The organism is Staphylococcus shinii, from assembly GCF_017583065.1.
GTDB lineage: Bacteria > Bacillota > Bacilli > Staphylococcales > Staphylococcaceae > Staphylococcus > Staphylococcus shinii.
In genome coordinates this window covers 124,945-142,221 of the sequence record NZ_JAGEVL010000003.1, presented here as the reverse complement: position 1 = coordinate 142,221, position 17,277 = coordinate 124,945, and the positions used below count along the sequence as shown (strand labels likewise).

Annotated in this window: 1 protein-coding gene; it reads left to right on the top strand. The window is 34.2% G+C overall.

Annotated features, from left to right (window positions below; all coding sequences use genetic code 11):
* Positions 1-418: 418 nt before the first annotated feature.
* Complete coding sequence (locus J5E45_RS04575; protein ID WP_208181675.1) at positions 419-17,215, top strand: non-ribosomal peptide synthase/polyketide synthase; 16,797 nt, start codon at positions 419-421, stop codon at positions 17,213-17,215.
* Positions 17,216-17,277: the final 62 nt, after the last annotated feature.

Below are 17,277 nucleotides of genomic sequence, written 5' to 3'. Positions count from 1 at the left end.
AAGTATAATATGATAATTAATACACCTTCAATTGTTGAAGGTGTATTTTTTGTTCTGAAAAAGACAATGTTATTGAACTGAAAATAAGTGCTAAAAGTATTATAGAAATTAGCTTTGCTAAAAGGCTATGCTTAAAATTGACTGAAAAGTCAGAATAATACAATAGAATTTAGCGCAATTAAAGAGTGTATTATTACTTTCGGTATTAATAAAGTTTAAAATGATATTATAAATAATTAAAGTAATTAATTAATTAGTCAATTAAATGATTGTAAATTGATTTATATATGTTTAAAGAATTGATAATTGGGAAATTATTTTACTGTAGTGTAAATAAAAAATATAATATCATTGAAGAATGCTTTAAATAATATTATTATAAGTTATGTACTATATTTTTATAGGGGGGCAGCTTTAATTGGCAAATAAAAAATTGTTATCGTACGCACAAAAGGAAATTTTACAAATAGAACAATTTTATGAGAACACTAGCATTAATAATATTGCTGGTATTGTTCATATGAATAATGGTTTAGGATATAACGAAGTAAATGAAGCCTTCAATAAAATCATAGAGCAACATGACACTTTAAGAATAAGGGTTACTAGAGAAGAAGGAGAATACAAGCAGTATCTAGTGGACTATGAACATCAAGATTTTGAGTTTGTAGACTTTTATCAAGATGAAGTTGGCTATGATAAGTGGGTTCGAGAAAGTGCTACTATGAATATCTTTAATTTAGATGAACCACTTTATAGAGTGATTATAGCAAAAGCGCCTCAGGGACACTATGTAATATTCTTGTTACAACACCATTTGATTAGCGATGCATGGGGTGTAACAATTGTTGTAGACAACCTATCCAAAAAGTTGGTAGGTAAAGAAGATAAAGAAACAGAAAGTGCTGCCTATTTTGAAGCTATTGCTACTGAAATGGACTATGAAAACACTAAGCGTTTCTCGAAAGATAAAGATTTTTGGTTAGGAAAATTAGAAAATTTCGAAGATAATATTCTTTTTGAGAAGACAACGTTGGACAGCGCAGTTGGTAAGAGAATAAGTATTAATTTATTAGATCAAGAAGCTGAAAATGTTAAACGTTTTTGTGAAGAAAATGATGTGAGTATAAGTAACCTTTTTTCAGCAATAATGCATGTCATTAAACATAAAAAAACATTGTCTAAAATTAATTCTGTTGGATTACTGATACATAATAGGAATAATCGAAAAGAAAAAACATCTACAGGAGTATTTTCAAGAGTATTACCCATAATCATTGAAATGGATAAAGAAGCAACTGTTAAATCTTATTTAAACAAGATTAAGCTAGAAAGTCTTAATGTATTAAAACATAGAAAATACCCATATGAGTATATTGTTGAAAATAGTGGGAATAAAAAAGGTTTAGTAGACTGCTTTGTGTCCTTCCAAAATGCCCAATACGATGCTGAATTTATGAATGATGGTTTTCTAGATGAATGGTTAGACAACGGGACAAATAATGCGCCATTAAGTGTTAACATCAGTAATAGAAGTAGTAAAAATGGTTTGGATATAGATTATGATTATCAAATTGATGTATTGGATGAAGCAGGCGTTTATCAATTACATGAAACGATTTTACATGTGTTGAATAGCATGATTGAAGCACCAGAACGAAAAATTAAAGATATTGAAATTGTTTCTGGAGAAGAAAGAAAAACAATTTTAAATGACTTTAACAATACGAATTTAGCGCTGAATAATTCCCAATCATTTATTGAACGATTTGAAGAACAAGTATCGAAATATCCGAACAAAACAGCAATCAAGTACGAAGGGGAAAGTCTGACCTATAAAGCGTTCAATGCTAAGGTCAACCAAATGGCGTATCGTTTGCGTTCTGAAGGCGTAGAGGCAGAGTCGCTTGTAGCAGTGATGGCTAACAGAAGCTTAGAAATGTTAGTGGCTATCTATGGAATTATTAAAGCAGGCGGTGCTTATGTTCCGATAGATCCTAATTATCCAGCAGATCGTATTAACTACATTTTAGAAGATAGCCAAGCAAAAGTATTATTAACGGATAATGAGTTGAAAGAAACAATTTCATACAATCATAAAGTGATTGATATTTCTAATAATGAAACATTAGCGTCACTTCCTTCTGACAATTTAGAGCATATTACAGACGTGAACAATTTAATGTATGTCATCTATACATCAGGTACAACAGGTAAGCCTAAAGGGGTTCTTGTTTCAGGAGAAAGTTTAATGAACCGTTTGAATTGGCTTATAGATAAGTATGGTATTGGTAATGAAGATATAGTCTTCTTCAAAACACCATTTACGTTTGACGTATCAGTATGGGAAGTATTTGGATTCGGAATGATTGGTGCTCAAGCAGTACTGTTACCTTCAGGTGAAGAAGGTAACCCTGAAAAAATTACATCAGTTATACAAAATGACACCCCTACAATGGTGCACTTCGTACCATCTATGTTTAACGTGTTTATTAACTTTATTAAAGCGACAAACCAAACACAAATGATTTCAAGTCTAAGATATGTCTTAGCGAGTGGTGAAGCTTTAAAACCAAGTATCGTAAATCAATTTAACGAGCTTATTGGTAGTAAAAATAACACACAATTAATTAATTTATATGGCCCAACAGAAGCGACAATCGATGTTACGAGCTTTGACTTTGACTACAATGTTAAATATGATGTTGTGCCAATTGGTAAGCCGATTGCAAACACGCAAGCTTATATTTTAAATGAAGATAACAATGTAATGGGTATTGGTGTGCCAGGTGAATTATGCATTGGGGGCATTAACGTTACAAGAGGTTATCTAAATCGCCCTGAATTGACACAAGAAAAATTCGTTGACAATCCGTTTGGCGAGGGCAAAATGTACCGTACAGGTGATTTAGCTCAATGGAATAATGATGGTAATATTTCTTATTTAGGTCGTATAGATGAGCAAGTTAAAATTCGTGGTTACCGCATTGAATTAGGTGAAATTGAGAGTATTCTGCGTAAGAACGATGCCATTTTAAATGTTGCAGTTGTTGCTAAGCCTATTATTGATGATGAATTATCAATTTGTACTTATATTGTTTCAGACCAAAAGATAGATTTCGAAGCATTAAAAGCTGAATTAAGCCAACAATTACCTGAATATATGGTACCAACTTACATGATGCAAGTTGACGAGTTACCTGTATCTTCAAGTGGTAAGTTGAACAAAAAAGCATTACCAGAAATAAAAGTAGGAAACTTGGAATACGTTGCTCCTAGAAATGATATGGAAGCAATGGTTGTTGATATATTTAGCGCTACGCTAAATATAGAACGCGTAAGTATCTTTGATAACTTCTTTGAAATTGGTGGACATTCACTTAAAGCAATTAGCGTGATTAATGAAATTGAAAGTAAGACTAATAAGCGTTTACCTTTGAAAAAAATATTTGATAATCCAACAGCTGCCTTACTTTCAAAAGTGATTGATAACGAAGTGAGCGACGCGATTGAACGCCGTATTCCTCTAGCAGAAACTAAACCGTATTATCTCACTTCTTCACCTCAAAAACGTTTATATGTTTTAAACGAAATGGTGGACGGACAAACTGCATACAATATGGCGAGTATGTTAGAAATTCGTGGTGAGGTTGATGTAGAACGTGTGAGAAACACATTCCAAGCACTAGTAGATCGTCATGAAGCATTGAGAACACACTTTGATACTATCGATGGTGAGCCAGTTCAAATAGTTGATGATGAAGGTAGCATTCAGATTGATTATGAAGAAACACAAACGGAAGATTATGATACGTTGTTGAGTAATTTTGTTAAACCGTTTGATTTAACAACTGCACCTTTATTAAGAGTTAAAGTTGTTAAATGTGCAGAAAAACAATATATTTTATTATTTGATATGCATCATATTATTTCTGATGGTTTCTCTATTAATCTCATTATCAAAGAATTCACAGCACTGTATAAAGGTCGTACATTAGATGAATTAACAGTACAATACAAAGATTATAGTGAGTGGATGCGTTCGCGTGATTTAGATGAACAGCGTCAGTTTTGGGTATCTCAATTTGAAGAGGAAGCACCAGTACTAGACTTGCCATATGATTACGCTAGACCTAATCAGCAAAGTTTTACAGGTAGAACGGTAAGTATGGATATGCCAGAAACAACAAGAAATGCTATTACAAAACTTTCCCAAGCAACTGGTAGTACGGATTATATGATTCTATTGTCATCATTTATGGTGCTATTGCATAAATATAGTAGACAAGAAGATATTGTTGTAGGTAGCCCGATTTCTGGTCGTACACACAAAGATACAGAAAATATGTTAGGTATGTTTGTTAATACTTTAGCAATGCGTTCTAACCCAGAACGCAACAAATCATTTGAACAATTGTTAGCAGAAGTTAAAGATACATCATTACAAGCTTTTGACAATCAAGAATACCCATTAGAAGCGCTTGTAGATGAAATTGTAGAAAAACGTGATTTAACACGTAATCCATTATTTGATGTGTTATTTACATTGCAAAACACTGCGAATGAAAGTTTCCAAATCGATGATTGGTCAACAGAACAAAAAGAAGCTTCGTTTACCAACGCTAAATTTGATTTGAGTATGACGGTTTATGACAATAATGGTTATAAAATTGCCTTAGAATACGCACAAGAATTATTTGAGCAAGATACCATTGAGCGTATGTTAACGCACTTTATGGAATTACTTTCAAATATAGCGGCTCAACCAACGGCGAAAATTAAAGAAATTGAAATGGTGACGCAAAATGAAAGAGATGTCATATTTAATGACTTTAATAATACGACGATACCATTTAATAACACGCAAACATTTGTTGAGCGCTTTGAAAATCAAGTTGCAAAAACACCATACAAGACGGCAATTTCATATGAAGGCGAGAGCTTAAGTTACCACGCATTAAACGAACGTGCGAATCAATTAGCTTATCAATTGCGCAATGAAGGCGTGACAGCAAATTCGCTTGTCGCATTAATGACAAATCGTCGTTTAGAAATGATTATCGGTATTTACGGTATTCTTAAAGCGGGTGGTGCATATGTACCTGTGGATCCAAATTATCCTAAAGACCGTATTAATTATATTTTAGAGGATAGCCAAGCAACTGTATTATTGACTGATAGAACGCTAGATAGTGATATTGTTTATGATAATACAGTGATTGATATTACTAAGAACCAAGAACTTAAAACATTACCGACAAACAATCTAGAGCATGTCACAGATGTCTCTAATTTAATGTATGTTATCTATACATCAGGAACGACTGGCCGTCCGAAAGGTGTCTTAGTTGCTGGAGAAAGTGTAATGAATAGACTGAATTGGGTTTATGATAAGTATGACATCGCCAGTGATGATATTATTTGTTTCAAGACGCCATTTACTTTTGATGTATCAGTTTGGGAAATTTTCGGTTTTGCAATGGTTGGTGCACAAGCTGTGCTATTACCATCAGGAGAAGAAGGTAATCCTGAACAAATTACTTCTCTAATACAAACATCCGAAGCGACAATGGTCCACTTTGTGCCATCTATGTTTAATGTATTTATTAATTACATTAAAGGTACAAAACAAGCACACTTAGTTTCTAGCTTAAGATACGTTTTAGCAAGTGGTGAGGCACTTAAACCAGAATTAGTAAACGAGTTTAATGAATATATAGGTGGAAAAAATAATACGCAATTGATTAACTTGTATGGTCCTACTGAAGCAACAATCGATGTGACAAGTTTTGAAACATATAGTGATGTTCACTATACGAATATTCCAATCGGTAAACCAATTGCTAATACACAAGCTTATATTTTAGATGAAGATAACCACGTCATGGGTATCGGTGTGTCTGGAGAACTTGTAATAGGCGGAGTCAATGTTACAGAAGGTTATTTAAACCGCCCTGAATTGACACAAGAAAAATTTGTCGACAATCCATTTGGCGAAGGCAAACTGTATCGTACAGGAGATTTAGCTCGATGGAATGCTGACGGCAATATTTCTTATTCTGGCCGTATCGATGAACAAGTTAAAATCCGTGGTTACCGTATTGAATTAGGTGAAATTGAAAGCGTCTTACGCCAAAATAAAGATATTTTAGATGTAGCAGTTATCACGAAACCTATGATTGATGGAGAATTAGCCATTTGTGTTTATATCGTGTCGGATCAAGACATTGATTTTGACGAAGTGAAAATGGAATTAAACCATAAATTACCAGACTATATGGTTCCATCTTATATGACTCAAATAGATGAACTGCCAGTATCTTCAAGTGGTAAGTTAAACAAACGTGCGTTACCCGAAATTAAAGTTGAAGGTAAGGTTTATGTAGCACCTGAAACTGAAACAGAATCTATGTTAGCTTCTATTTTTGAGTCTGTTTTAAATATTGAGAAGGTAAGCACAAATGATAACTTCTTTGAAATTGGTGGTCATTCGCTAAAAGCAATCGGTATTATTAATAAGATTGAGAGTGAAGTAGGTAAACGATTACCATTGAAATTAGTGTTTGAAAGTCCTACTATTGCACAACTTGCAAAAGTGGTTGACACATATACTGATAATGGCAATAGTCAAAGTATCCCTCAAGCTGAAAGTAAACCGTATTACTTAGCATCTTCACCACAAAAACGTCTATATGTTTTAAATGAAATGGTAGATGGTCAAACAGCGTATAATATGCCGAGCATGTTAGAAATTCAAGGAAATGTTGATGTATCACGTGTAGAAGATGTATTCCAAAAATTAGTAGATCGTCACGAAGCGTTGAGAACACATTTTGAAACGATAAAAGGCGAGCCGGTTCAAGTAATTAATGACTCAGCAACTATCGTTGTAGATTACCAAGAAATTAATGAAGAAGACGAATTTGCTTTACTAAATGAATTTGTCCAACCGTTTGATTTAGGTCAAGCTCCGTTATTAAGAGTTAAAATAGCCAAAACAGCTGAACAACGCTATGTACTACTTTATGATATGCATCATATTATTTCTGATGGTTTCTCAATCAACATCATCATGAAAGAATTCTCTGCTTTATATCATGAACAAACGTTAGAGCCATTAAGCGTACAATACAAAGATTATAGTGAGTGGATGCAAGCACGTGACTTAAACGACCAACGTGAATTTTGGTTATCTCAATTTGAAGATGAAGCGCCAGTCTTAGATTTACCTTATGATTACGCTAGACCAAATCAACAAAGCTTTACTGGAAAAACAGTGAGCGTGGAAATGCCTGAGGACGTTCAAAAGGCTATCCATCAATTGTCTCAAACAACAGGCAGTACAGATTATATGATTCTATTGTCATCGTTCATGGTGCTATTGCATAAATATAGTAGACAAGAGGACGTTGTTGTAGGTAGTCCAATTTCGGGCCGTACACACAGAGATACTGAGGATATGCTAGGCATGTTCGTTAACACTTTAGCAATGCGTTCGTATCCAGAAAGAAATAAAACATTTAGCCAATTATTAGATGAAGTTAAAGAGCTAGCTTTAAAAGCTTATGACAATCAAGAATATCCTTTAGAAGCGTTATTAGATGAAGTTGTAGAAAAACGTGATTTAACACGTAATCCTTTATTTGATGTGTTGTTCACGTTACAAAATAACGAAAAGCAAAGCTTACAAATAGAAGATTGGTTAATACAGAAAAAAGAAACTTCAAATACAAATGCAAAATTTGATTTGAGTATGACAATTCACGAAAACGAAGATTATAAAGTCTCACTAGAATATGCACAAGAGTTATTCAGTGAAGATACAGTAGAGCGTATGCTAGCACATTTTGTAGAAATAATCTCTAGTGTTGTGCGTCGTCCTGAACAGAATATTAGTGATATTGAAATTATCACTGATGCTGAAAAAGAAATAATTTTAAATCAATTTAATGATACAGAATTAGAATTAAATAATTCTGTGACGTTTGTAGAACGTTTTGAAAAACAAGTCGAACAAACACCAAATAAAACGGCAATCACATTTGAAGGTGAACACTTAACTTATCAAACATTAAATGAACGTGCGAACCAAGTAGCATATCAATTGCGCAACGAAGGCGTGAAACCAAATGATTTAGTCGGTATTATGTCTCAACGTCGTTTAGAAATGATGATTGGTATATATGGTATCTTAAAAGCTGGCGGTGCCTATGTACCATTAGATCCAAACCATCCACACGAACGTACGAACTTCATCTTGAAAGATAGTAATCCGCGTGTATTGCTAACAGATGAAAAAATAGACTATGGCATTAAATTTGAAAATGAAATTATTAAATTAACGAATAATACATTCCTTAATAATTTACCAACAGAGAATCTACCTCTTGTAACAGATGAAACAAACTTAATGTATATTATCTATACATCAGGCACGACAGGTAAACCTAAGGGTGTTATGGTACCTTACAATAGTGTTATGAATCGCTTGAACTGGATGGTTGATTATTTCGGTTTAGGTACAGAAGATAAAATATTATTTAAAACACCATTTACTTTTGACGTATCTATTTGGGAAGTCTTTGGTTGGGCAGTCATGGGTGGCGAAATTATCATGCTACGCTCAGGGGAGGAAAGTAACCCAGAGAAGATTGCTTCTGTAATTGATCAACATGATATCACGATGACTCATTTTGTCCCATCAATGTTAAGCGTCTTTATCGATTTCATCAAAACAAGTCATAAAGCAACTGAAATTGCATCATTAAATCATGTATTTACGAGTGGTGAGGCATTAAAAGCAGATCATGTTAACCAATTTAATGACTTAGTTGGCTCAAGAAATCATACATTGCTTTACAATTTATATGGACCTACGGAAACGACAGTTGAGGTAACTTACTATCCTGTCTTTGCAGGCCAATCATACACAGAAGTACCTATTGGTAGACCTATAGCCAATTCTCATGCATATATTATGAATGAAGATAATAATTTATTAGGCATTGGCGTACCAGGAGAACTTTGCATAGGTGGCATGGCTGTAACAGATGGTTACTTAAATAGACCAGAGTTGACCGCTGAAAAATTTGTAGATAACCCGTTCGGTGAAGGGAAAATGTATCGTACTGGAGATTTAGTGAAATGGACGAAAGATGGCCTTCTTGATTATATCGGACGTATTGATGAGCAAGTTAAAATCCGTGGCTACCGTATTGAACTTGGCGAAATCGAAAGTTCAATAGCCCAAATTGATAACATTTCAGAAGTAGCAGTAGTTACGCAATCAGATGAAAATAATGCAGATTTAATGATTGCTGCATATGTAGTTTCAGAAGATGTAGTAGATTTTGATTCCATTAAAACTACGCTTGGTAAACAATTGCCTGACTATATGATTCCTACGTTGATGATGCAAATTGACAGTTTACCAGTGACAGCGAATGGTAAATTAGATAAAAAAGGATTGCCAAAAATTAAGCTTGAGAATAAAACCTACGTGGAACCAAGAGATGCAACAGAAGCGACGATTGCAGAAGTATACGGTGACATATTAAATCTTGATAATGTTAGTGCTTTGGATAATTTCTTTGAAATAGGTGGACATTCATTGAGAGCGATTAGCGTAATTAATGAAATTGAAAGCAAGATGTCTGTACGTATACCATTGAAAGCTATTTTCGAAAATCCAACAGTATCTCAATTGGCTAAAGCAATTGGTAATCATGCTGGTGAATTAAGTAGCCAAACTATTCCATTAGCAGAACCAAAAGCACACTATTTGGCATCTTCACCACAAAAACGTCTTTATGTTTTAAATGAAATGATGGACGGTCAAACAGCTTATAATATGCCAAGTATGTTAGAAGTTCGTGGTGAAGTAGATGTGGAACGCGTACAAAATGTATTCCAAAGCTTAGTGAATCGTCATGAAGCATTGAGAACACATTTTGATACAGTAGATAGCGAACCAGTTCAAATCATAGATGAGCAGGCAAACATTACGGTTGATTACGAAGAAGTATCAACTGAAGACTATGAACAGCTCTTAGACAGCTTTATAAGACCTTTCAATTTAGCACATGCGCCATTACTTCGAGTAAAAGTGGTTAAATGTGCCGAGCAACGTTACGTATTGCTATTCGACATGCATCATATTATCTCTGATGGTTTTTCAATTAATCTAATCATTAAAGAATTTACTGCTTTATATCATGGACAAGCGTTAGAAACTTTGACTGCGCAATATAAAGATTATAGTGAATGGATGCACACACGTGATTTAAGTGATCAACGTGCCTTCTGGTTATCACAATTTGAAGAAGACGCACCGGTTCTAGATTTACCTTATGATCATGCGCGCTCTATTCAACAAAGTTACACTGGGAAATCTGTAAGCGTGGAAGTACCGGAAGAATTACGTCAAGAGATACAAGCGTTATCGCAGACGACAGGTAGTACGGACTTTATGATTCTATTGGCTTCATTTAATGTACTATTGCATAAGTATAGTCGACAGGAAGATATTGTTGTCGGCAGTCCTATTTCAGGAAGAACGCACAAGGATACAGAAAATATGCTAGGTATGTTTGTAAATACGTTAGCTATGCGTGCGTACCCAGAGAGAAGTAAAACGTTTAACCAATTACTCTCTGAAGTAAAAGATACTGCATTGAAAGCGTATGATAACCAAGAGTATCCGTTAGAAGCTCTTGTAGATGAAATAGTTGAAACACGTGATTTAACGCGTAATCCATTATTTGATGTGCTATTCACATTACAAAACAATGAAACAGAAAGTCTTCAAATAGAAGATTGGTCTATCGAACAGAAAGAACCATCAACGACTAATGCCAAATTTGATTTAAGCATGACGATTTTTGATGACGATGGATATAAAATTTCATTGGAGTTTGCAGAAGAACTGTTTAATCAAGATACAGTCGCGCGTATGCTAGATCATTACTTAGAAATATTGAAGCATAGTGTGCAACAACCTGAACAAAAAATCAGTAATCTTCAAATGATTACCAAACAAGAAGAAGCTACAATATTTAATGACTTTAATAATACGGAAGTTCCGTTCAACAACAACAAAACTTTTGTGGAAATCTTTGAAGCACAAGTAGCTAAGAGTCCTAACGAAATAGCTATTACTTACGAAGGTGAAAGTCTAACTTACGCAATGTTAAATGCTAAGGCGAACCAACTTGCGAACTATTTACGCATTGAAGGTGTTAAACCTAATACGCTCGTCGGCTTGATGACAAATCGTCGATTAGAAATGATGATTGGTATCTACGGTATTCTCAAAGCAGGTGGTGCCTATGTTCCTATTGATCCAAACTATCCAAGCGATCGTATCAACTACATTTTAGGAGATAGTCAACCAAACGTACTGTTAACTGACCAAACGTTAGATGGAACAATCGACTTTAATAAAGCTGTATTGAACTTAACAGATGATTCGGTAGTAGAGACACAATCAACAGATAATTTAACCAAGGTTACAGATGTCACAGACTTGATGTACGTTATTTACACATCTGGTACAACAGGTAAGCCAAAAGGCGTTATGGTGCCATACAAAGGTGTAATGAACCGTCTGCATTGGATGATTGATAAATATTACATCAACAATGAAGATACGATTTTATTTAAAACACCATTTACGTTTGATGTTTCTGTTTGGGAGATATTCGGACCAACTATGGTTGGTGCCCAAGCAATACTCTTACCTTCAGGTGAAGAAAGTAACCCTGAAAAAATAACAGCACTTATTGATCATCACAACATCACAATGGTTCACTTTGTGCCATCTATGTTAGGTGTGTTTATCGACTTTATTAAATCAACTAATAGAGTAGCAGATATTGCTACAGTTAACTATGTACTTGCTAGTGGTGAAGCGTTAAAAGCAGAACAAGTAAATCAATTTAATGCTTTAATTGGTGAACCAAACAATGCATTATTGATTGATTTATATGGCCCAACCGAAGCGTCAATCGAAGTGATTTATTATCCATGTACACCAGGCGAAACGTATGACAAGATTCCAATTGGTCGCCCAATCGCAAACATTCAAGCTTATATTATGAATGAAGATGAAAGTTTGATGGGTATCGGCGTTCCAGGAGAATTATGTATCGGTGGCGTAGGTGTTACGAAAGGTTACTTAAATCGACCTGATTTGACGGACGAGAAATTTATTGATAATCCATTTGGAGAAGGTAAATTATATCGTACGGGTGACTTGGCAAAATGGAGTACGACAGGTAATGTTGAATATCTTGGCCGTATTGATGAGCAAGTTAAGATTCGTGGTTATCGTATTGAGTTAGGTGAAATTGAAAGTTTATTACGTCAGATTAATCTAATTTCAGACGTAGCAGTTGTTGCTAAACCAATGGCTGGCGAAGAATTGGCGATTTGTGCTTATTTAGTTTCAGATGAAAGCATTGACTTCGATGAAATTAAATCACAACTTAATCAAAACTTACCAGATTATATGGTACCAACATACATGACTCAAATCGATATTTTACCAGTAACATCAAATGGTAAATTAGACAAAAAACAATTGCCTGAAATCCAGGTTGAAAGTGAAAATTATGTTGCTCCTACAAATGATATAGAAGAAATGCTCACAAATATTTTTGGTGAAGTATTAAATATTGAACGAGTAAGTATATATGATAATTTCTTTGAAGTAGGAGGGCACTCACTAAAAGCCATTAATGTGATTAATAAAATCGAAGGTGAAACTGGTATACGTTTACCATTAAAAGTAATATTTGAAAGTCCTACAGTCGCACAACTTGGAAAAGTATTAAATGACCAGGAAAGTAGCTTAGATGGACAAAATATTCCTATAGCTGAATCGAAGTCATACTATCTTGCATCTTCTCCACAAAAACGTTTATATGTGTTGAATGAAATGGTGCAAGGTCAAACGGCTTACAATATGCCAAGTATGCTAGAAATTAATGGTGTCGTTGATGTAGCGCGTGTTGAAGATGTATTCCAAAGCTTAGTGGAACGTCACGAAGCATTAAGAACGCATTTTGAAACGATAGACGGTGAGCCTGTACAAATTATAGATGAACAGGCAAATATAACTGTAGATTATGAAGAAACAGATATAGATGATTATGAAACGTTGTTAAATGACTTTGTAAGACCATTCAATTTAAATCAATCACCACTGTTAAGAGTGAAAATCGTTAAATTGGCTGATCAACGTCATATCTTACTCTTTGATATTCACCATATTATTTCAGATGGTTTCTCTATTAACCTAATCATTAAAGAATTTATCGCGCTATATCACGAAAGAACTTTAGATAACTTGAAAGTACAGTACAAAGATTATAGTGAATGGATGCACAACCGTGATTTAAGTAATCAACGTGCGTTCTGGTTATCTCAATTCGAAGATGAAGCACCAGTATTAGATTTACCTTATGATCATTCAAGACCTAAACAACAAAGCTTTACAGGTAAAACAGTATCAGCTGAAATGCCTAAAGAGACAAGGGACGCATTACATGAATTGGCTCAAAGAACTAATAGTACAGACTATATGATTCTACTGTCTTCATTTATGATTTTATTGCATAAATATAGTAGACAAGAAGATGTGGTTATAGGTAGTCCAATCTCAGGGCGTACTCATCAAGATACAGATAACTTGTTAGGTATGTTTGTTAATACGTTGCCAATGCGTGCTTATCCGGAAAATAACAAAGCATTTGAGCAATTCTTAGATGAAGTGAGAGATACTGCACTAAAAGCATATGATAACCAAGAGTATCCACTAGAAGAATTAGTGGACGAGGTTGTAGAAAGACGTGACTTAACACGCAACCCACTCTTTGACGTGCTCTTCACGTTACAAAATAACGAAACCCAAGATCTTCAAATTGAAGATTGGGATATTAAAGAAAAACAAGCAACAAATACAAAAGCTAAGTTTGATTTAAATATGATGATTGAGGATGACGAAGCATACAAAGTATCACTAGAATACGCTGCAGAATTATTTGAACCACAAACGGTTGAACGTATGTTGAATCACTATCTGAAAATATTAAGCGAAGTGGTACAACATCCAGCCCAAAATATCAGTGAGATTGATATGACAACAGAAGAAGAGAGAGCACAAATTCTCGGTACGTTTAACGATACGTATGCAGAATTACCTAATAAGCAAACTTTTGTTGAGCGTTTTGAAAAGCAAGTTGCGAAAACGCCAGATCAAACAGCTATCACATATGAAGGTGAAAGTTTAACATACAAAGAACTTAATATACGTGTGAACCAACTAGCCCATAAATTACGTGCAGAAGGAGTAGAAGCTAATTCACTTGTAGGTTTAATGACGAATCGTAGTATAGAAATGATGGTAAGTATATACGGAATATTAAAAGCTGGTGGTGCTTATGTACCAATGGATCCTAGTCAACCTAGTGACCGTATCAACTATATTTTGAATGATAGTCAGCCAACATTGATAATTACAGATCGCGCATTAGATACAAATATTGAGTTTGATAGAAAGGTAATTGACATAACTAAGAAAGATGCGCTTGCTAATCTATCAACGGATAATTTAAACCACATTACAGATGTTTCTGATTTAATGTATGTAATATATACGTCAGGTACGACTGGTAAACCTAAAGGGGTGGTTGTTCCGTACGAAGGTGTGCTGAACCGTCTGAATTGGATGATTGATGAGTATGACTTTAATGAAGAAGATATCATCATGTTTAAAACACCATATACATTTGATGTATCAGTGTGGGAAATTTTCGGATTCGCTATGGTAGGTGCGCAAGCCGTGTTACTACCATCTGGAGAAGAAGGAAACCCAAGTAAGATTACATCGCTAATCCAACAACATTCAATCACTATGATTCATTTTGTACCTTCGATGTTAGGTGTGTTTGTTGATTATATTAAATCGACAAATGAAGTAGCTGAAATAGCATCACTTAATATAGTCCTTGCAACTGGTGAAGCACTAAAATCTGAACAAGCAAATCGCTTTAACTCAATCATCGGTCAGCCAAATGATACATTGCTTATTGATTTATATGGTCCGACAGAAGCTTCAATTGAGGTAACTTATAATCCATTACCGCCAATTCAGGAGTACGATATTATAACAATCGGTCGACCAATTGCTAATGTACAAATGTATGTTCTAAATAGTAATAATCAGCATACAGGTATCGGCGTTCCAGGAGAGCTTTGTATTGCAGGCGTTGCTGTAACAAATGGTTATCTCAATCGTCCAGAATTAACACAACAACAATTTATTGATAATCCGTTTGGTGAAGGAAAAGTTTACCGCACAGGTGACTTAGCAAAATGGACAACAGATGGAGAAATAGAATATTTAGGTCGTATAGACGAACAAGTTAAGATTCGTGGTTATCGTATTGAACTTGGTGAAATTTCTAGCCACTTACTACGTATTGAAAACATTTCTGATGCAGGTGTCATTGCTAAACCAATGGCTGGAGAAGAACTAGCGATTTGTGCGTATCTGGTTGCTGATCAACCAATTTCATTTACAGATATTAAGACTGAACTTGCACGTAAAGTACCAGACTACATGGTGCCAGCTTATATGACACAAATAGAACAATTGCCAGTTACATCTAATGGTAAATTAAATAAACGTGCATTACCTGAAATTGAAGTTGAAAGACAGGAGTTTGTTGAACCTAGAAATGAAATCGAAGCGGATGTTGTTAAAGCAATGGAAGAAGTATTAAATACAGATAGCATAAGTGTTTATGACAACTTCTTTGAAATTGGTGGAGATTCTATCATAGCGATTAAACTGACATCGTTATTATCAAAATCATATAACATTTCAATTAAAGACATTTTCGAACTACAAACGATTGACCGTATCAGTGAGTCTATAGCTGCAAAAGATCAAACAAATATTCTAACTAAGTTAGAAACACTTAAAAATATAGATACTGCACAAGCACATCAATTCAGTAGTGAATTTATTCAAGAAATTAATGAATATAAAGAAGAAAGTGTAGAGAATTATGAAGTTATTAGTTCTGGAGCGGTTAAACAAGGTAAAAATGTATTGCTCACAGGAGCTACTGGATTCTTTGGTATATACATGTTGAACAATTTATTAGAAGATACGGACTTTAATATTTATGTCATGGTAAGAAGTAATAAAGAAGTTACAGGAGAAACGAAATTATATCGTAACTGGATTTATTACTTTGAATCTCAAATTGATCCTGAGTATGCAGAAAGAATCCATATCATTGAAGGTAATATCGAGTTAGAAAAACTAGGCATGGCTTCAGAAACTTACGAGTCTTTATCTCAAAATATCGATATGATTGTTAACGCTGCGGCGAATGTTAGTCACTTTGCGACGACAGATGCTTCATACGGCGCAAACGTTGGCGGTATTGAACAACTAATTCAATTTGCTAAATACAATCAATCTAAAGAGATTCACCACATGTCTACAATTTCTATTGCTTCAGGTAAGGTAGACGACAAAGCACAGTTAACATTTTCAGAACATGACTTAGATTTAGGTCAGGTAATGAATAATGTTTACTTAGATACTAAGATAGAAGCTGAAAAAGTATTGATTGCTAGTAGAGAGCAAGGTGTAGAAACAAATATTTATAGATTGGGTAATTTACAATGTGATTCTCGTACAGGAGTATTCCAGAAAAATGAAGAAAACAATGCTTTCTATAGTATTATAAAATCATTTAGAAACCTAGAAATATTCCCAGATTTAGAAAATGATGATTTAGAATTCACTCCTGTGGATCAGGCAGCTAAAGCGTGTAGCCAATTGATTAAAAATAATCAACTAAATAACGAGATTCATCATATATATAATAACCATCACCTTTCACTTAAACAATTGATGCATGTGTATAATCAAAACAATTATCATATTAAAGATGTACAGTGGAATGAATTTGTCGATTACTTAATGCATTGTATTAAAGAAGATGTTATGAGCGATCAAATCAATGATTTCCTATTGCATACAGGCGTACTAGATAACAATATTTTCAACAAATCTCATTTTGAAGTATTAGATTTTAAAACTAATTTCATACTCGAAAAGTTAAACTTCAAGTGGCAACCTACTGAAGATGCAACATTATCTAAAATGATTAGCCATCCAAAAAATAATTTCTAATTACAACTATGAAGTAGCAAAATAACAACTTGCTACTTCATTTGTTTTGATTGATTAAGTGA